This is a genomic window from Bhargavaea sp. CC-171006, assembly GCF_009761675.1.
Lineage (GTDB): Bacteria > Bacillota > Bacilli > Bacillales_A > Planococcaceae > Bhargavaea > Bhargavaea changchunensis.
Window position 1 is genome coordinate 48147 of the sequence record NZ_QUZH01000007.1, and the last position, 17911, is coordinate 66057.

The 17911-nt window shown below is 55.5% G+C and carries 20 protein-coding genes and 1 pseudogene; all 21 read right to left on the bottom strand.

Annotated features, from left to right (window positions below; all coding sequences use genetic code 11):
- Window positions 1-20: 20 nt before the first annotated feature.
- The 21 genes and pseudogenes from DZC51_RS03630 to DZC51_RS03730 all read right to left on the bottom strand — a co-directional run bounded on the left by DZC51_RS03630 (window position 21) and on the right by DZC51_RS03730 (window position 17911).
- Complete coding sequence (locus DZC51_RS03630; RefSeq protein WP_157294017.1) at window positions 21-368, bottom strand: hypothetical protein; 348 nt, start codon at window positions 366-368, stop codon at window positions 21-23.
- Between the two features lie 197 nt (window positions 369-565).
- On the bottom strand, window positions 566-1012 hold the full coding sequence (fabZ, locus tag DZC51_RS03635; RefSeq protein WP_157294018.1) for a 3-hydroxyacyl-ACP dehydratase FabZ: 447 nt from the start codon (window positions 1010-1012) through the stop codon (window positions 566-568).
- 37 nt (window positions 1013-1049) lie between these two features.
- The gene (locus DZC51_RS03640; RefSeq protein ID WP_157294019.1) at window positions 1050-1526 is read right to left on the bottom strand and encodes a DNA-directed RNA polymerase subunit beta; all 477 of its coding nucleotides are present in this window, start codon (window positions 1524-1526) and stop codon (window positions 1050-1052) included.
- Window positions 1527-1553: 27 nt separating this feature from the next.
- Window positions 1554-2549, bottom strand: a complete 996-nt coding sequence (gene mreB, locus DZC51_RS03645) for a rod shape-determining protein (protein WP_157294020.1) — start codon at window positions 2547-2549, stop codon at window positions 1554-1556.
- Between the two features lie 153 nt (window positions 2550-2702).
- On the bottom strand, window positions 2703-2996 hold the full coding sequence (locus DZC51_RS03650; RefSeq protein WP_157294021.1) for a sporulation transcriptional regulator SpoIIID: 294 nt from the start codon (window positions 2994-2996) through the stop codon (window positions 2703-2705).
- Window positions 2997-3240: 244 nt separating this feature from the next.
- Entirely contained in the window at window positions 3241-3903 is a 663-nt protein-coding gene (locus DZC51_RS03655; RefSeq protein WP_157294022.1) for a M23 family metallopeptidase, read from the bottom strand.
- Window positions 3904-3933: 30 nt separating this feature from the next.
- Window positions 3934-4857 (bottom strand): stage II sporulation protein D, encoded by a 924-nt coding sequence (gene spoIID / locus DZC51_RS03660; RefSeq protein WP_232524049.1) that lies wholly within the window; start codon window positions 4855-4857, stop codon window positions 3934-3936.
- Between the two features lie 229 nt (window positions 4858-5086).
- On the bottom strand, window positions 5087-6388 hold the full coding sequence (murA, locus tag DZC51_RS03665; RefSeq protein WP_157294024.1) for a UDP-N-acetylglucosamine 1-carboxyvinyltransferase: 1302 nt from the start codon (window positions 6386-6388) through the stop codon (window positions 5087-5089).
- Window positions 6389-6804: 416 nt separating this feature from the next.
- Window positions 6805-7041, bottom strand: a complete 237-nt coding sequence (locus DZC51_RS03670; RefSeq protein ID WP_092054486.1) for a DUF1146 family protein — start codon at window positions 7039-7041, stop codon at window positions 6805-6807.
- A gap of 289 nt (window positions 7042-7330) precedes the next feature.
- Window positions 7331-7735, bottom strand: coding sequence for a F0F1 ATP synthase subunit epsilon (locus DZC51_RS03675; protein WP_157294025.1), 405 nt, complete (start codon window positions 7733-7735; stop codon window positions 7331-7333).
- 24 nt (window positions 7736-7759) lie between these two features.
- On the bottom strand, window positions 7760-9175 hold the full coding sequence (atpD, locus tag DZC51_RS03680; RefSeq protein ID WP_157294026.1) for a F0F1 ATP synthase subunit beta: 1416 nt from the start codon (window positions 9173-9175) through the stop codon (window positions 7760-7762).
- Between the two features lie 54 nt (window positions 9176-9229).
- On the bottom strand, window positions 9230-10087 hold the full coding sequence (gene atpG / locus DZC51_RS03685) for an ATP synthase F1 subunit gamma (protein WP_157294027.1): 858 nt from the start codon (window positions 10085-10087) through the stop codon (window positions 9230-9232).
- A gap of 40 nt (window positions 10088-10127) precedes the next feature.
- Window positions 10128-11639 (bottom strand): F0F1 ATP synthase subunit alpha, encoded by a 1512-nt coding sequence (gene atpA / locus DZC51_RS03690; protein WP_092054498.1) that lies wholly within the window; start codon window positions 11637-11639, stop codon window positions 10128-10130.
- A gap of 26 nt (window positions 11640-11665) precedes the next feature.
- Entirely contained in the window at window positions 11666-12205 is a 540-nt protein-coding gene (locus DZC51_RS03695; RefSeq protein ID WP_157294028.1) for a F0F1 ATP synthase subunit delta, read from the bottom strand.
- Window positions 12202-12738 carry a F0F1 ATP synthase subunit B gene (gene atpF / locus DZC51_RS03700; RefSeq protein ID WP_198304049.1) on the bottom strand — a complete coding sequence of 179 codons (537 nt, stop codon included), beginning with the start codon at window positions 12736-12738 and terminating at the stop codon, window positions 12202-12204. The genes DZC51_RS03695 and atpF overlap by 4 nt, the downstream gene beginning before the upstream one ends.
- Before the next feature lie 139 nt (window positions 12739-12877).
- Window positions 12878-13090 (bottom strand): F0F1 ATP synthase subunit C, encoded by a 213-nt coding sequence (gene atpE / locus DZC51_RS03705; protein ID WP_008296656.1) that lies wholly within the window; start codon window positions 13088-13090, stop codon window positions 12878-12880.
- Window positions 13091-13152: 62 nt separating this feature from the next.
- Window positions 13153-13863, bottom strand: coding sequence for a F0F1 ATP synthase subunit A (gene atpB, locus DZC51_RS03710; RefSeq protein WP_157294029.1), 711 nt, complete (start codon window positions 13861-13863; stop codon window positions 13153-13155).
- A 7-nt stretch (window positions 13864-13870) separates the two neighbouring features.
- A complete protein-coding gene (locus DZC51_RS03715; protein WP_157294030.1) occupies window positions 13871-14263 on the bottom strand; it encodes an ATP synthase subunit I in 393 nt (130 codons plus the stop codon).
- Window positions 14264-14528: 265 nt separating this feature from the next.
- Window positions 14529-15649 (bottom strand): annotated as a pseudogene (wecB, locus tag DZC51_RS03720) (non-hydrolyzing UDP-N-acetylglucosamine 2-epimerase).
- Window positions 15650-15663: 14 nt separating this feature from the next.
- The gene (gene upp, locus DZC51_RS03725) at window positions 15664-16293 is read right to left on the bottom strand and encodes a uracil phosphoribosyltransferase (protein ID WP_157294031.1); all 630 of its coding nucleotides are present in this window, start codon (window positions 16291-16293) and stop codon (window positions 15664-15666) included.
- Window positions 16294-16639: 346 nt separating this feature from the next.
- A complete protein-coding gene (locus DZC51_RS03730) occupies window positions 16640-17911 on the bottom strand; it encodes a serine hydroxymethyltransferase (protein WP_157294032.1) in 1272 nt (423 codons plus the stop codon).

Genomic DNA, 17911 nt, shown 5'->3' on the forward strand with positions numbered 1-17911 from the left:
CCGAGCCGGGTTCTTTTTCATCAGCCGCCGCCCATGCCGCCGCCATTGCCGTTTCCATTGCGGTTAAGATCATCTTCTATGATATCTTTCCGCTGTTCGACATCCGTTCCTCCGCCGTTATCATTTCCGAACTCACCGAATCCCGGTCCCGTACCATCTCGGTCGACGGGGCCGTTTGTCCCGTTCCCGTTCATGCCGTCACCGTTTCCGTCATTGATCCGGTCTTCATCGTACATCCGGTTATTGCCGTCCTGGATGTCCTCCATCGGAGTTTCGTTGTTTGCCGGGAGTGCGTCCTGGTTGTTCCCGTTGCAACCCGCAAGTATGACAGCGGTGGCAAACAGTGTCGGTGCCGCTTTTTTCAGCATTAAAAATCCTCCCCTCCGGCTTTTGTGCAAGGCTTCAGCACGGCCGTCCGGACGGCCACTCTGCCTCGGTCATCACGCAGGCCTGCGCGATGGTCTTAGCTTGGCCGTTTGGGGAGGAACGATGATTAAATTCTCATTTCCTATTTCAGCCTGCACTTCCCGCATGAAGCGGACTTTCCTGCACATGCTAAATGAAGTCAGGCTTCTGACGCTTCGGCCTTGGGGCCGATGGCGAACAGGATATCCGCTTCGCATGCGATTTCGCCGTCGACCCGGGCGATGGCATGGCCCTTGCCCATCGTGCCCCTGAGGCGCGTGAGCTCGACTTCCAAATCCAGCCGGTCACCAGGCTTTACCTGCCGTTTGAAGCGGCAATTGTCGATGCCGGTGAAAAACGCAAGCCTGCCTGCATTGTCTTCAATCGAAAGTACTGCAGTCGCCCCTACCTGCGCCAGCGCCTCGACGATCAGGACACCCGGCATGACCGGATAGCCGGGAAAATGTCCATTGAAGAAATCTTCATTGATGGTCACGTTCTTATAGCCTGCTGCCCGCTTGCCCTCTTCCAGTTCCGTTATCCGGTCGACCAGAAGAAACGGATAGCGGTGCGGCAGGATTGCCTGAATCTGTTCTGTCGTCAACATACGTGCTCCTCCTTCAATATGGCCTGCCTGATGGCGGTCATACATCGCCTTTGATCATTTTCCAGATGTGCTGCCATGTCTCCGGCTTCAGTGCATCAAGTGCCTTGCCGTCACCGATGACACCGTAGCCGAACATCACGCCCAGCACGGCGGCCAGCACGACACCTATCAGAAACAACAGTACGCGCAGCCAGATCGGAATGAGCCGGATCTGGACCCAGCGGCCGACCTCCTGCCGGCCGCCTTCCGTTGCAGCCTGTTTTCCCGCCGTTTTTTTTCGTGCACCTGCAAGCGCCTTTTCCCGCTCCGCGGTCCGGTTGGTTGCCTTGAACACTTTGCCTGCTGTACGCTGCGGTGGAGGAACTGCGGCCACGGAGGCTTTATTCCGTCCGGCAGTTTTTTGCCGCTCAGCCGTCCGGTTTGTCGCGCGGAATGTCCGTTCACCTGAGCGGCCGGTTATCCCGTTTTTTTGCCGTTTGCCGGTATTCTGTTCGGTCTTTTCTTTTCCAGTCATTGCAATCTCCCTAATCCGTGCATTGATTTAGCGTTTGACGAATACCGGCCGCTGACGGTCCAGCATGATGCCTGTCCCCGTCACTACACATCCAAGCGGATCGTCTGCCAGATAGACAGGCACCTTCACCTGTTCAGACAGCAGGCCGTCAATTCCGTCAAGAAGCGCGCCTCCGCCCGTCAGGATGATGCCCCGGTCGATGATGTCCGCCGAAAGCTCCGGAGGTGTCTTTTCCAGCACGTTCCTGGCTCCCTGGACGATCGCCATGACAGATTCCCTTATGGCACCGGCTACTTTGTCGGAATCCACTGTAACGGCACGGGGAAGGCCGCTGACGAGATCCCTGCCGCGAATGTCGATCGTCTTCTTTTCCGCACCCGGAAGCGCCGTCCCGATCTCTTGTTTGATCAGCTCCGCTGTCCGTTCCCCGATCAGCAGCTGCTCATGTTTCTTGATGTACTGCAGTATGTCCGCATCAAACGTGTATCCTCCGATTTTGACGGACTGGCTTGTGACGATCCCCCCCATCGACAGGACCGCAATGTCGGTCGTGCCTCCGCCGATGTCAATGATCATATTGCCACTCGGCTGGAAGATATCCATACCGGCGCCGATTGCGGCAACCTTCGGCTCTTCTTCTATGTATACACTGCGGGCACCAGCCTTAAGCGCAGCATCCTGGATCGCTTTCTGCTCGACAGCGGTCACCTCGACCGGGCAGCAGATCAGAATTCTCGGTTTTCGGAGAAATCCTTTTACACCGAGACGGTCAATAAACTTGGTCAGCATGGCTTCGGTCATATCAAAATCGGCGATGACGCCGTCTTTCAGCGGACGGATGGTCTGGATGGTCCCCGGCGCACGTCCGAGCATCCGGTATGCCTCGTCCCCTACAGCCAGCACCTGTTTTGTTTTCGGATCAATCGCGACGACCGAAGGCTCGTTCAGCACGACGCCGCTCCCCTTCACGTGAATCAGCGTGTTCGACGTGCCGAGGTCGATTCCGATATCCCTGTAGAACATATCCGTGCTCCCTTCGTCCGTCTCCCATACGTTTTTCTGTCTTGTCCCATTTTATCATAGCAGCCGGACAATGAACATATGGGAATCACGGCTGCTCTCCCATGAAAAAAGCGCCCCGTCGGTCCGGCAGAATGCCGGACGCGGACCGCTTTTTCAGGATTTCGGGGCCGCCGGTTCCTTGCACCCTTCCGACCCGGTGCGGGTGCGGCGCCACTTGTCGCGCGTCGCCTCGCCTCCGCGCAGGTGCCGGATCGCCTTGTGATAGGCGAGCACCTCCGCGACTTCACGTGCCAGCTCCCCATCCACGTTCGGGAGCCGCTCCGTCAGATCCTTGTGGACGGTGCTTTTGGAATATCCCGTCGATCGGGCAAGCGCCCGGACGGTCGCCCTCGTCTCCAGCAGCAATTCCCCCAACTTCAGGCATCGGCGCCGGATATGTTCGTGCACGTTCTCTTCCTTTCCTCATGTAGGAACGCTTTTCACAACATATGCCGCCAATCGGGGATTCAGACCGGATGAAGGAAAATCGTCTTTGGGAAGAAAGGCGGTGACCGCACTGTTCGGGAGGATTGTCGTTTGCAACGCTTCTTTAGCAACGTCTCAATATACTTTGTTAACGTCCCCCCCTCACCGGATCCCCAAAACATTAAAAACCGGGCAGCACGACACTTGGTCGGCTGCCCGGCTGAGATCAGAATGCCAGGTAATTCCCCGGATTCACCGCGACACCATCTTTTTTCACTTCGAAGAGCAGGTGATTGCCTGCCGTCGGGTTCCACTCGTTGGCGGCAGTAGTGGCGATCGTCTCACCCTGGGCAACCTGGTCGCCCTTTTCCACTTGAATGCCCGTGACCGAGCCATAAGTCGTCTCCAGGCCATCAGCATGCTTGATGGTCACCTTGTTGCCCATGAATTCGTCGACAACCACGTCTTCCACCGTGCCGCTCAGCACTGCCTTCACCTCGAACGGCTCATCACCGTTCGAGAGTGACACGCCGCTGTTTGTCACATACGTCTGACTAAAGACGAGAAGAGCTTTCTCTCGCTGCTCTGAATCTGCTTCCATGTCATAGTATTCCTGAATAACAGATACGCCATCGAGAAGCGCTTCATCGAACGGGAATTTCATGGTTTCGTTCGAGGCATTGGTTTCCACAGTGACGTTTCCGCCTCCACCTGCGGGACCGGATTGTGATACTTCAGCTTTTTCACCTGCATCGTCATTCGTTACTGCCTGATAGGTCCAGACCATCCCTACGAATAAGACCGCGAATCCTGAATAGATGGCCGGCCACAACCAGCTTTTGCGATTCTTGTTCTTCTGAGAAGGATTATTCGGTTTCTCTTCTCTCATTATCATCACCTCAACCGCATTGTTGGCAGGTTAAGGGGATTTTAAACACTCCGGATCGTCCGCTTCCAATTTTTTTATTGTTGTTCCCTCATAATAGTGGAATAAAATCTTTTCAGCAGGCCACCCTTCGCGCGCGTAGGCTTCTGCCCCGTATTGGCTCATGCCGACACCATGGCCGTACCCTTTCGTAAAAACATGAACGATTTTCTTGACCGGATCGAATGCGATGTCAAAGTCCGTGGAGCGGAGTCCCAGCTTTTCCCGCATCTCCCGTCCTTCCATCGTAAATCCGTTCGCCTCCGCCTGCTGAACACGTCCGGTCTCGTTCCGCTTCAGACGGAGCGTCCCGAATTTGGCCGCATTCCAATCTCCCCCGAGCTTCTTGTTCCATTGGCTGAGTGTGAAGGTCTCCGAATCCTCAAATCTTGGAGATACCTTGGCATCCTCTGGGCTTTCAACACTCTGAAGATACGGAATATCAGTGCCTCCGTAATTTTTCGCCGTTTCAGTCTTTCCGTTGCTGGTGGAGTGGAACATGGCAGAGATGAGCTCACCTTCATGGATCAGCACTTTGCCTTCCGTCTCGGTCACCGCTTCCCTCACTTTCCGCTCGTTATCCGAATAGGCCTTGTCCCACTCTTTTTTCCGCTCCGCCTCAGGCTTATACACCTGGTGTGCGGTGTCTTTGCCAATCGGTTGCTTGCCGCCGGACGTTACTCGCAGGGCGTACGTGCGGGCAGCAATAGCCTGCGCCTTCAGTGCTTCCTTGCTGAAGCCGGTCGGCATCTCGCCCGAAACCACGCCGACTACGTACTCCTCAAGCGGGACCGGTTCAGGCTCTCCCTCTACTGTCAGGAAAACTTGGCACCCCGCTCCTTCTTCCGTGACAGCGACTTCTATCGGCGCAGTTGCCGCGGGAAGCTTGTCCCCCGCCATACCTTCAGTTTTTTTCAACAGAATCGGCATGCAAAACAAGAAGATGATCAGTCCGAGTGCAATTATTTTTTTCATACCCGATTCTATGTGCCGGAAAGAAGAGATATGAAAAAGCGGACCGGCTCACAGCCGGTCCGCTTTGCTTATAGATAGATAAGGATAAGATGAATGCATTGGCGGTGTGGCAGCCGGCCTTGCAGACCATTCCACAATCTTCAGGAGGGCTGTAGCCGCCCTCCCGAAGAAATCATACCAGTTCCTTTTCCTTTTCGTCTGCTGTTTCGTCGTCATTCACACGGATGATATCCGCTCCGAGACGTGCAAGCTTCCCATGGAAGTCGACATAGCCGCGATCAAGGTGGATAAGTTCAGTCACGCGTGTGATGCCTTCTGCCGCAAGCCCCGCCAGAATCAGCGCAGCAGCAGCACGCAGGTCAGTGGCCGCCACTTCGGCGCCCTGCAGGCTGGACGGGCCGTTCATGATGACGGAACGCCCCTCGATCTTAACGTTTGCGTTCATGCGCCGGAATTCTTCCACATGCATGAAGCGGTTTTCAAATACGGTTTCCGTAAGGACTCCTGTGCCTTCAGCCGTCAGCATGAGCGCCATCACCTGGGACTGCATGTCTGTCGGGAAGCCAGGGTATGGCATCGTCTTGATATCCACCGCACGCAGAGGCTGATCAGCGCGGATGCGCAGGCCGGCATCGGTGTCTTCAATTTCGATGTTCATTTCCTTAAGCTTTGCGATCAGTGCGGCATTGTGCTCAGGCACCGCATTCTCGATGATGACATCGCCCTTGGTGATCGCTGCGGCAACCATGAACGTGCCGGTTTCAATCCGGTCCGGAATGATGTGGTGGGTTGCTCCGCGCAGTGACCTGACGCCTTCGATCCGGATCGTATCCGTACCGGCACCGATGATTCGGCCACCCATCTCATTGATATAGTTCGCAAGGTCGACGATTTCCGGTTCCTTCGCCGCGTTTTCAAGAATGGTCGTCCCTTCGGCCAGCGCAGCCGCGGACATGATATTCTCCGTTGCGCCGACGCTCGGGAAGTCCATGTAAATGCGGGCGCCCTTCAAGCGACCTTCCACTTTTGCTTCGACGTAGCCGTTGCCCGTCTTGATCTTGGCACCCATCGCCTCAAAGCCCTTCAGGTGCTGTTCTATCGGCCGGGACCCGATTGCACAGCCGCCCGGCTGCGCAACACGCGCGTAACCGTTACGTGCAAGCAGTGGCCCCATGACAAGGATGGATGCCCGCATCTTGCGCACATATTCGAACTGTGCCTCGCTTGACAGCGGAGCAGATGCGTCAATCCGCACTTCATTGCGCTCCGCGTCGAAATCGACCGTTGCGTTCAAACTCCTCAATACCTCATTGATGGTGTATACATCCGTCAGAATCGGGACATCCTTGATGATGTTCGTCCCTTCAGTTGAAAGGAGTGCCGCGGCAAGAACAGGAAGAACCGCGTTCTTTGCCCCTTCGACACGAACCGACCCTTTCAGCGCCTGACCACCCTTAACAATAATCTTTTCCAATATAAGTCCCTCCGGCTTCTCTCTCGTATCCGTGTGTTCCGTGATCTGATTTTCAAGTAGTATCGTAAGGTACGGCCCGCCTCTGAAGCCCTGCAGTCAGGAATTCTGCGGGTCCGCTATAAAAACACAAACCATTAACATTTTACAATGCTTCCGTCGCCGTTTCAAGATTTGCGCCAGTCATCGGCCACTTAGCAGCGTAAATTTTACACATTCGTCATACTATACGTCGATTCTTCTGTTTTTGTGTCGGTAAGCGCCCACCGGCCGGCACGGGTCTTCATACCTAATTTGTTCATTCCCTATGAAATTTGTGTTAAACAGCTTCCTGTCTTTTTTCTTATCTGTCCTTCATGGACGGAGACAGGAACACACCACAACGGATGCTCCGCGCGCCCGTCCATGAAGGACAGCCCTCAGCCGAAAAGGCTGGGGAGCTGCCTTGACCAATAGGATATGTCCAGGAAGAAATTCGATACAGCGGAACCGATGGCGATACTTAGCAGAATATACAGGAGCTGTGCCTGAAACACTTTGTTCTTCCGGATCCAGCTTTCGGGCATGAGCGCCTGCAGTGCATAAAAAGCGACTGCGATGAAAAAGATATGGGAAATAAGCCCTGTCACAGACTGGAAGGCAAAATATTGATCCAACTCCGCAAACCGCCTTTCTGAATAGGTTCTTCTGAAAAATCCGGATTTCTCAGTCCTTCATGCCAAAAATTAATGCTCTGTTATAGAGTGTTGTTGCTTTCCGTTCCGGGCGGACGCTTTCCGCGGGGAAGGCATCGAGCCTCCTGCGGAGTCTCTCCGCACTTCCTTTCCCGCTGGAGTCGCCGCCCTTCACTCCACAGTTAAATATCAACATTATCCGCTAACAAGCAAAAAAATAAAAAGAAAGCGGGCAGATCGATTCTGCCCGCTTTTCTCTGTGAGGATATCGTTAGATTTTGCCTTTCGCGACGTCCAAACGGTTCATCGCGCGACTGAGTGCCAACTCTGCACGTTTGGCATCCAGGTCCCCCTGCTTTTGCTGAAGACGGGCCTCGGCACGCTTTTTCGCCTCGATGGCGCGGGCAGTGTCGATGTCTTCCGCAAGTTCGGCGGACTGGGCGAGGATCGTGACCTGATCCGGACGGACTTCCAGGAATCCGCCGCTGACCGCCACACGTTCGGTGGACGAGTCTTTGTTCAGGCGGACGGCGCCGATTTCAAGCGGCGCGACCATCGGGATGTGACCCGGAAGAATTCCGAGTTCACCGGTCGTAGTGACCGCGATGACCATGTTCGCATCCGAATCATATACCGGACCGTCGGGAGTGACGATATTCACTTTGATTGTGCTCATGCTTTTCCCTCCTGGTCAGGATAATCAGACTTCTACGCCCATTTCCTTCGCTTTTGCAATAACTTCCTCGATGCGTCCGACAAGACGGAATGCATCTTCAGGAAGGTGGTCATAGCGGCCTTCAAGAATTTCCTTGAAGCCTTTGACCGTTTCCGCTACCGGTACATAAGAACCTTTTTGGCCCGTGAACTGCTCGGCAACGTGGAAGTTCTGGGAAAGGAAGAACTGGATGCGGCGGGCACGGTCGACGACAAGCTTGTCTTCGTCGCCGAGCTCGTCCATACCGAGGATCGCGATGATGTCCTGAAGCTCACGGTAGCGCTGGAGCGTCTGCTGGACTTGTGTCGCGACTTCGTAGTGCTCTTCGCCGACGATTTCAGGGGAAAGCGCACGGGAAGAGGAAGCCAGCGGGTCAACCGCAGGGTAAATCCCCATCTCCGAGAGCTTACGCTCAAGGTTTGTCGTTGCGTCGAGGTGGGCGAATGTTGTCGCAGGAGCCGGGTCAGTGTAGTCATCGGCAGGGACATAAATCGCCTGGATCGATGTGACGGACCCTTTGTTCGTGGATGTGATCCGCTCCTGGAGTTTACCCATCTCGGTTGCCAGCGTCGGCTGGTAACCAACCGCGGAAGGCATGCGGCCGAGAAGGGCCGATACTTCGGAACCGGCCTGTGTGAACCGGAAGATGTTGTCGATGAAGAGAAGTACGTCCGCGCCTTTTTCGTCACGGAAGTATTCAGCCATTGTCAGACCCGTCAGAGCAACACGCATACGTGCGCCCGGCGGCTCGTTCATCTGGCCGAAGACCATCGCCGTCTTCTTGATAACGCCGGAGTCGGACATTTCAAAGTAAAGGTCATTCCCTTCACGGGTACGTTCGCCGACACCCGCAAAGACGGAAATCCCGCCGTGCTCCTGAGCGATGTTGTTGATGAGTTCCTGGATGAGGACCGTCTTGCCGACGCCCGCTCCGCCGAAGAGGCCGATCTTACCGCCCTTGATGTAAGGAGCGAGAAGGTCGACGACTTTGATGCCTGTTTCAAGGATTTCAACATCAGTTGTCAGTTCCTCGAATTTCGGCGCATCACGGTGGATGGCGTCACGGCGTTCGGATGCAGGGATTTCCTCGTTAAGGTCGATTGTGTCGCCGAGGACGTTGAATACACGTCCGAGCGTTACGTCTCCGACAGGAACCGAAATTGGCGAACCTGTGTCGGTGACAGCCGCTCCGCGCTGAAGGCCGTCCGTGGAGGACATGGCAATCGTGCGGACGGAGTCGTCGCCCAAGTGAAGGGCAACTTCAAGCGTCAGTGTTTGCGCCTCTTCGTTCGGGCGCGCAATCTGGACTGTAAGGGCATTGTAGATCTCAGGCATGTTGTCGCCGTCGAACTTTACGTCGACGACCGGACCCATGACCTGGAGGACATGTCCTTGGTTCATGCTGTTCCCTCCTGTCTGTATACTGCGGGAGCCAAGCATGGACAGGGCCGGCGCTTATTCCAGCGCCGCGACCCCGCCGACGATCTCCGTGATTTCCTGGGTGATCGCTGCCTGGCGCGCACGGTTAAATGAAAGTGTCAAATCGTCGATCAGTTCCTTCGCGTTGTCAGTCGCGGCCTTCATCGCGGTCATCGAAGATGCGTGCTCGGAAGCCTTGCCGTCCAGCAGAGCGCCGTACATGAGGCTTTCCGCGTATTGCGGGAGGAGCACTTCCAGGATGGCTTCCGCGGAAGGTTCGAACTCGTAGGAAGCGGTCGATTTCATCGAAGAGAGGTCAGTCAGCGGAAGGACCTTTTTCTCGGTCACTTCCTGGCTGATCGCACTCACAAAGTGGTTGTAGTACATGTACAGCTCATCGTACTCACCGTCGATGAATTTGCCGATCGCTTCACGCGTGATGTCTTTGATCTCGGCAAAGGTCGGGTGATCCGAAACGCCGATGACGCTTTGGATCACGTTGTATCCAAGCTTATTAAAGAAATCAACGCCGTTGCGTCCGATGGAAAGGATGACGACTTCATCTTTGGATGTGTGCCGTTCACGGATTTTGCCGAGAGCCGCCTTCAGGACATGGGAGTTATAGGCTCCGACAAGTCCCCGGTCGGATGTGATGACGAGATAGGCGGTCTTTTTGACCGGCCGGCTCTCGAGCATCGGGTGAGTCGCGTCCGGTGCGCCGGCCGCGATTGCCCCGATCACATCCTGGATCTTCTCCATATACGGGTTGAACGACTTGGCGTTCAGCTCGGCCTTGCTCAGTTTGGAAGCCGATACCATGTGCATCGCCTTCGTGATCTGGCTTGTCTTTTTCGTGGAGTTGATCCGGCTCTGGATTTCGCGTAATGATGCCATCGGTTGTTCACCACCTTCTCGTTATTGGATCTGCCGGAACTCAGTCTTCGGAGCGGACGAATGTCTTCTTGAATGCGTCAAGCGCAGCTGTCATGTCTTCATCAGCAGGAAGAGCCTTAGTTGTGCGGATGTGATCCAGAACGTTCGTGTGGTTGCTGTCGAGCCAGCTCAGGAATTCCGCTTCGAAACGGCGGATGTCCTGAACCGGAACGTCGTCGAGATGACCGCGGGTCAGCGCATAAAGGATCGCAACCTGCTTTTCGACTTTGATCGGCTTGTTGAGGTCCTGCTTCAGGACTTCAACCGTACGCGCACCGCGGTCGAGCTTCGCTTTTGTTGCAGCGTCAAGGTCCGAGCCGAACTGTGCGAACGCTTCGAGTTCACGGTAGGCAGCAAGGTCAAGACGGAGCGTACCGGCAACCTTCTTCATCGCCTTGATCTGAGCGGAACCGCCGACACGCGATACGGAAAGACCCGCGTTGATCGCCGGGCGGACACCCGAGAAGAACAGGTCGGACTGAAGGAAGATCTGTCCGTCCGTGATCGAGATCACGTTCGTCGGGATGTAGGCGGAGATGTCCCCTGCCTGTGTCTCAACGAATGGCAGTGCCGTGATGGAACCGCCGCCGAGGTCGTCGTTCAGCTTCGCTGCACGCTCAAGAAGGCGCGAGTGAAGGTAGAAGACATCACCCGGATAAGCTTCGCGGCCCGGAGGACGGCGGAGCAAGAGGGAAAGTTCACGGTAGGCAGCAGCCTGCTTGGACAGGTCATCGTAGACGATGAGGGCGTGCTTGCCCTGGAACATGAATTCTTCAGCCATCGTTACCCCTGCGTATGGTGCGAGGTAAAGAAGCGGTGCAGGGTCGGATGCGCCTGCGGAGACGACGATCGAGTAGTCGAGCGCACCGTTTTTGCGGAGAGTTTCCACAAGGGCACGGACCGTGGACTCTTTTTGTCCGATCGCGACGTAGACACAGATCATGTCCTGGTCGGCCTGGTTGATGATCGTATCGACCGCAACAGTCGTTTTACCGGTCTGGCGGTCACCGATGATCAGTTCACGCTGTCCGCGGCCGATCGGAACAAGTGCGTCAATCGCCTTGATACCGGTCTGGAGCGGCTCATCGACCGATTTACGAGCCATGACGCCTTGCGCCGGGCTTTCAATCGGGCGGGTTTTTGTTGTGTTGATCGGGCCGAGTCCGTCGATCGGCATGCCGAGCGGGTTCACGACGCGGCCGATCAGTTCTTCACCGACCGGAACTTCCATGATCCGGCCCGTGCGGCGGACTTCGTCGCCTTCCTTGATGTCCGTGTAAGGTCCAAGGATGACGATACCGACGTTGTTTTCCTCGAGGTTCTGCGCCATGCCCATGACACCATTGGAGAACTCCAGTAGTTCACCGGCCATGACGTTATCGAGGCCATGCGCGCGTGCGATTCCGTCACCGATGGTGATAACGGTGCCGACATCGCTGACTTCCAACTCAGATTGGTAGTCCGCAATCTGCTGTTTGATGAGAGCGCTGATTTCTTCAGCTTTGATGCTCATGCATGTCACCCCTTCATTTCAAAAGATTATGCATTCACGAGATCACGCTTGAGGTGATCCAGTTTTGTTCTGAGGCTGTTGTCGTAGATCCGGTTACCGATGCGGATGCGAAGTCCGCCGATCAGCGACGGATCCACGATGTTCACAATGCGGAGCGACTGCTTGCCGACCTTAACGGCGAATGCAGCGGAAAGCTCCTGCTGTTCCGTATCGGAGAGCGGCCGGGTGGAGTACACTTTCGCTTCCGCGATGCCGGCTGCCTCGTCCACAAGGGAGATGAAGTCGTTTGCGACATTCACCGTCTCGTTGAGGCGGCCTGCATCGGAGAGAACGTACAGTGTATTGAGCGTCAGCTGGTCCGCGCCGTTGAACAGCTTGGCCAGAAGCGCCTTTTTCTCCCGGTTCGAAAGTTTTGGGGAAGTCAGGAGCGTACGGAGCTCACGCGTCCCGGCGAATACCTTGCGGATCTCGCCCATTTCGGTGCTGATCACTTCCGTCTTCCCTTTTTCGCGGGCCACTTCAAACAGCGCGAGCGCATAGCGCTTGGCTACAGTGGACTCGCTCATCGGCTTTCCCCTGCCTTCTGGATTGTCTCCTCGATGAGGGCACGGTTGTCCTCTTCAGAGACTTCCTTGCCAAGAACCTTCTCTGCGGCCAAGATGGACATCGAGACGAATTCTTCGCGTACGGCCTGGATGGCCTTTTCTTTTTCGTTGGCGATTTCTGCCGCTGCATTTTCTTTCAGGCGGGATGCTTCCGCGCGGGCGGTTTCCATGATCTCCGCACGCTGGGCGTCACCCTGCTGCTTTGCGTTCTCCACAATCGCCTGTGCTTCAGTACGCGCTTCTTTGAGGAGCGCGCGCTGCTCTTCCAGCAGCTTGGCGGATTCGGCGCGGCTCTTTTCAGCTTCGTTGATTTCGGAAGCGATCAGTTCGGCGCGCTGGTCCATGATGCCCATAAGCGGGCCCCATGCGAATTTCTTGAGGAGAATCATGAGCAACGTGAAGAAGAAGAGCGTGGCGAGGATATCACCGGTGTTCAGTTTATCCAAAATTCCATCGCCGGCTGATGCCGCCAATACGAACTGGTCCAAAGACACGATTGTCTCACTCCCTTCGGAAACTAGGGAAGCCGGCGGACCGGCTCCCGTCAGATGGTGTTGCCTTCAATATCCGTACATAAAGGAATGGCGAAGGGATTCAATAGATGCTCTTCGCCATTTTTGCTTTGCCCTATGATTATCTGTTCATTACGATGAACGCGATAACGACAGCGATGATCGGAAGGGCCTCGACGAGTGCGACCCCGATGAACATGGTCGTCTGAAGGACGCCGCGCGCCTCTGGCTGACGTGCAATACCTTCTACTGTCTTGGAAACGATGAGACCGTTACCGATACCGGCGCCAAGTGCGCCCAATCCTACTGCGAGTGCTGCTGCAAGAAGACCCATTTTATAATTTCCTCCTAAATAGTTGTTTTTGTTTTGTCGCCCGCTAAGCGGGAATTATATGATCAATGATCTGTCTGTACTTTGTGGGACATGTAGACCATCGACAACATAACGAAGATGAACGCCTGGATCGTCCCGATGAAGATCGAGAAGCCCTGCCAGGCCATTGCCGGGAGAATCGCACCCAGGAAGCCGCCGACGCCTGCAGTTGCGAGGCCGGCGAGGAGTCCGATGAGGATCTCACCCGCATAGATGTTTCCGTAAAGACGGAGACCGAGTGTCAGCGTGTTCGCGAATTCCTCGATGATTTTAAGCGGCGTCATGAAAGCGAGCGGCTTTGTGAATCCGAGGAGATAGTTCTTCACGCCGGTCATCTTGACGCCATAGTAATGCGTCAGGACGAGCACCATGACCGCCAGGGTCATCGTGATGGTAGGATCCGCGGTCGGAGATTTCCACCAGAGCACGTGGTCGTACGCGATGGCGAATGGAAGACCGAGCATGTTCGCTACAAAGATGAACATGATGAGTGTCAGGGCAAGCAGGTGGAACCGCCCGCCTGTTTTCCAGTCCATGTTGCTCTTGATGATCCCCTTGACGAAATCCATGACCCATTCCATGAAGTTCTGCATGCCTGTCGGCTTCATTTTCATGTTCCGGGTCGAGATGAACGCAATGAGGAAGACTATGAGGCATGTCACCGCCAACATGAGGATGTTCGACGGGTTGAACGTCAGCCCAAGAAATTCCCACTTGGGGTTTACGTGGTTCATTAAATGTTCACCTCTCTTTCCCCCCAGGATCCGGGTGTTTCAGTTGCGAGATGATCCGCTCCGCCAAAAGGAACAGATACGGGATCATCAGGCCGATCACCGTAGCGATCAGATTGAATGTCTCCGGCAGCGAAACCGCGATGGCCGCGGCAGCGATGCCCGAGGCGAAGCGGAGTCCGGAGCCCAATGAGGGCGCCTTCTCCCCTTGCGCCAGGGCGCGATCGAACCGTTCCATCCTCCTCGTGAGGATCCAGAAGTTATACAGACCGAAAAGGACCCCGAGGATCAACCCGGCAAATACAGTCGGCCATGGGGAGAATCCCCAAGCGAGGGCAAGTAATGCAAGCAAAAAAAAGAGAGCCCTCTTCTGCCTATTATGGATTTGCCGTAAATTCTCCATTTTTCGAGGTCCTCCGCATCATGTATTCCGGACGGTTTCTGACTGTCGGAGCGAGTATGATAGAATGCAGTCAAAGCAAGTGGACAAGCGCACAAAACGCCTGAAACCCTTGTCATTCTTACCCTTAAAAAGCATACAATAGGGGTATTTTGATGTCAATTGATTCCCGTGAAATTATTCACAAGCGACTACGTTTGTCAAAGATTCGACAAATTCATGACAGGCATCCGCAAGTGGCCCATTGAGCCTTTTGCGGATGTTTTTATTAGCCATTTTGCTTAAGAAAATCCTTCAGGGCATCGACAATCCTCTCCGATGCATGACCATCACCATATGGGTTCGACGCCTGCGCCATGCGATTGTAGGCTTCCCTGTCGCTGAGGAGTTCATGCGCCAGGCCGAAGATTGTCTCCTCGTCCGTACCTGCCAGCTTCAGCGTGCCCGCCTCGATCCCTTCCGGACGCTCCGTTGTATCCCGCAGGACAAGCACCGGCTTGCCTAGCGACGGGGCTTCTTCCTGGATGCCGCCGGAATCGGTCAGGATGAGGTGGGATCGGGCCGCGAAATTGTGGAAGTCCACCACTTCGAGCGGTTCGATCAGGCGGACGCGCGGATGGCCCGCCAGGATTTCATCGGCCACTTCCCTGACCGCGGGGTTCAGGTGGACCGGATAAATCACCCGGGTGTCTTCATGCTGGTCCAGCAGCCGGCGGATCGCCCGGAACATGTGACGCATCGGCTCGCCAAGATTTTCCCTGCGGTGCGCCGTCATGAGATCAGGCGACCTTCGGTTGCCCATTCGAGGAGCGGATGTTCGTAGTCGTCACGCACCGTCGTCCGGAGTGCATCGATCGCCGTGTTCCCTGTGATGACAATACGTTCTTCCGGCTTCCCTTCCGCTATGAGGTTGGCGGCGGACTTTTCAGTCGGCGCAAAATGGAGGTCTGCCAAGACGCCCGTCAGTTGCCGGTTCATTTCTTCCGGATACGGCGAATACTTGTCCCATGTGCGGAGTCCTGCCTCCACATGGCCGACCGCGACATGGTTGTAGAACGCTGCAAGCCCCGCGATGAAGGTCGTCGACGTATCCCCGTGGACAAGGACAATATCGGGATCCGCTTCCTTCATGACGCGGTCGAGACCCTCGAGGCCCCGGGCCGCGACATCGGTGAGTGTCTGTCGTGCCTTCATGATATCCAAGTCATGGTCCGGCGTGATGTCGAACGCTTTCAGGACCTGATCCAGCATTTCGCGGTGCTGGGCAGTAACGGTGACAATCGATTCAATCGTGTCGGGATGCTTTTCCAGTTCAAGGACAAGCGGCGCCATTTTGATGGCCTCCGGGCGTGTTCCGAAGATCGTCATCACTTTCCACCGTTTTTCCAATTCAGTCACACACCTTATTTCGTTCCGAACAGACGGTCACCGGCATCTCCGAGGCCCGGTACGATATAGCCGTGTTCGTTCAGCTTTTCATCGAGAGCCGCGATGTAGATGTCCACATCGGGATGAGCATCGGCCAACACCTCGACCCCTTCCGGAGCTGCGATCAGGCACATGAATTTGATGTTCGTCGCGCCGCGCGACTTCAGGGAGTCGATTGCGGCAACAGCAGAACCGCCCGTCGCAAGCATCGGGTCGACGACAATGAATTCCCGTTCGCCGACGTCGGACGGCAGCTTGGCGTAATACTCCACCGGCTTGAGCGTTTCCGGGTCGCGGTACAGCCCGATATGGCCGACTTTTGCAGTGGGAATCAGTTCCAGGATCCCTTCCACCATTCCGAGTCCCGCGCGCAGAATCGGTACGATCCCGATTTTTTTGCCGGCAAGGACATAGGATTCCGCCTTCATGACTGGCGTATCCACTTCCGTCTTCCGGAGTGGCATATCCCTCGTGATCTCATAAGCCATCAATGTGGCGACCTCATCGACCAGCTCCCGGAACTCCTTGGTTCCCGTATTGACGTCGCGGATGAACGTCAGCTTATGCTGGATGAGCGGGTGGTCGAACACATGCACTTTTCCCATCGTTTCACTCTCCTGTTCAGTGCCGGCAAAACCGGCCTGTTTGTTCAAGCCGGGTGATGGCCCGGCTGTCTGTTTCAACCTCGTTCATTATAACAGTCGCACGGGCTCATGCACAGTGAAGGTGGAAACAGTCGACGGCGTAGCCCAACATATTTCGCACGTGAACTATTTGGATTCGTACGCAAACTCGGTGGCGTAGAACTTTTTGTGCGTGAACTTCCGCAATTCGTACTCGAACCCGAAACGTTTACATACTCGAATGAGACGTTGACATATTCCTTCCTGACGCCTCTGACTCTATGAAAAAAAGCCATTCCCCGAATCCGGGAAATGGCTCCAAATCTGATCAGCGCTCTGCTGCAGCGGCTTCTTCTTTAGTTTCGTAAAGCGGGAATTTCGAAGTGAGCGCTGCGACGCGCTCTTTGGCTTCCTGCTTAACGGATTCGTCTTCGTGGTTTTTCAGGAGCTTGGCCATGATGGCGCCAATTTCCTTCATTTCTTCTTCCTTGAAGCCGCGGGAAGTGACGGCCGGAGTACCAATGCGGATGCCGGATGTGACGAACGGCTTTTCGGTGTCGAACGGAATCGTGTTTTTGTTGACGGTGATGCCGACTTCGTCAAGCACATGCTCGGCAACCTTGCCCGTGATACCAACGGAACGGAGGTTAAGAAGAAGCAGGTGGTTGTCCGTGCCGCCCGACACGAGGTCGATGCCTTCAGCAGTCAGTGATTCGCCGAGCGCCTTCGCGTTCTTGACGACCTGCCCGATGTATTCCTTAAACTCTGGCTTCAGTGCTTCGCCGAATGCAACCGCCTTTGCGGAAATGACGTGCATGAGCGGGCCGCCCTGGAGTCCCGGGAAGATGGATTTGTCAATCTTCTTCGCGAACTCTTCAGTCGTCAGGATGATGCCGCCGCGAGGCCCGCGGAGCGTTTTGTGGGTTGTCGATGTAACGAAGTGTGCGTGCGGCACAGGGTTCGGGTGAAGGCCCGCCGCAACAAGTCCTGCGATGTGCGCCATGTCGACCATGAAGTAAGCACCGACTTCGTCCGCGATTTCGCGGAACTTCTTGAAATCGATTTCGCGCGGATACGCACTTGCACCTGCCACGATCAGCTTTGGCTTGTGCTCCAGCGCTTTCTGGCGGACATCTTCATAGTCGATCGTCTCGTCGCCTTCGCTGACACCGTACTCGACGAAGTTGTACTGGACGCCGGAGAAGTTGACCGGGCTGCCGTGTGTGAGGTGGCCGCCGTGGCTCAGGTTCATGCCGAGAACCGTATCGCCGTGCTCGAGCACTGTGAAGTAAACAGCCATGTTCGCCTGGGCGCCGGAGTGCGGCTGGACGTTGGCATGCTCTGCCCCGAAGATTTCTTTCAGGCGGTCACGGGCGATGTTTTCGACGACGTCGACATGTTCGCAGCCGCCGTAGTAGCGCTTGCCGGGGTAGCCTTCCGCGTATTTGTTGGTCAGGACGGAGCCCTGGGCTTCCATGACTGCTTCGGATACAAAGTTTTCGGAGGCAATCAGTTCGATGTTGTCTTGCTGGCGCTTTTTCTCTGCCATGATCGCTTCATATACTGCCTGGTCCTGGGACTTCACGTGTTCGAGTTTCAT

Coding starts and splice junctions, on each gene's coding strand:
- DZC51_RS03630 (WP_157294017.1), bottom strand. CDS start 368: ATGCTGAAAAAAGCGGCACCGACACTGTTTGCCACCGCTGTCATACTT.
- fabZ (WP_157294018.1), bottom strand. CDS start 1,012: ATGTTGACGACAGAACAGATTCAGGCAATCCTGCCGCACCGCTATCCG.
- DZC51_RS03640 (WP_157294019.1), bottom strand. CDS start 1,526: ATGACTGGAAAAGAAAAGACCGAACAGAATACCGGCAAACGGCAAAAA.
- mreB (WP_157294020.1), bottom strand. CDS start 2,549: ATGTTCTACAGGGATATCGGAATCGACCTCGGCACGTCGAACACGCTG.
- DZC51_RS03655 (WP_157294022.1), bottom strand. CDS start 3,903: ATGAGAGAAGAGAAACCGAATAATCCTTCTCAGAAGAACAAGAATCGC.
- DZC51_RS03675 (WP_157294025.1), bottom strand. CDS start 7,735: ATGAGCACAATCAAAGTGAATATCGTCACTCCCGACGGTCCGGTATAT.
- atpD (WP_157294026.1), bottom strand. CDS start 9,175: ATGAACCAAGGACATGTCCTCCAGGTCATGGGTCCGGTCGTCGACGTA.
- atpG (WP_157294027.1), bottom strand. CDS start 10,087: ATGGCATCATTACGCGAAATCCAGAGCCGGATCAACTCCACGAAAAAG.
- atpA (WP_092054498.1), bottom strand. CDS start 11,639: ATGAGCATCAAAGCTGAAGAAATCAGCGCTCTCATCAAACAGCAGATT.
- DZC51_RS03695 (WP_157294028.1), bottom strand. CDS start 12,205: ATGAGCGAGTCCACTGTAGCCAAGCGCTATGCGCTCGCGCTGTTTGAA.
- atpE (WP_008296656.1), bottom strand. CDS start 13,090: ATGGGTCTTCTTGCAGCAGCACTCGCAGTAGGATTGGGCGCACTTGGC.
- atpB (WP_157294029.1), bottom strand. CDS start 13,863: ATGAACCACGTAAACCCCAAGTGGGAATTTCTTGGGCTGACGTTCAAC.
- DZC51_RS03715 (WP_157294030.1), bottom strand. CDS start 14,263: ATGGAGAATTTACGGCAAATCCATAATAGGCAGAAGAGGGCTCTCTTT.
- upp (WP_157294031.1), bottom strand. CDS start 16,293: ATGGGAAAAGTGCATGTGTTCGACCACCCGCTCATCCAGCATAAGCTG.
- DZC51_RS03730 (WP_157294032.1), bottom strand. CDS start 17,911: ATGAAACTCGAACACGTGAAGTCCCAGGACCAGGCAGTATATGAAGCG.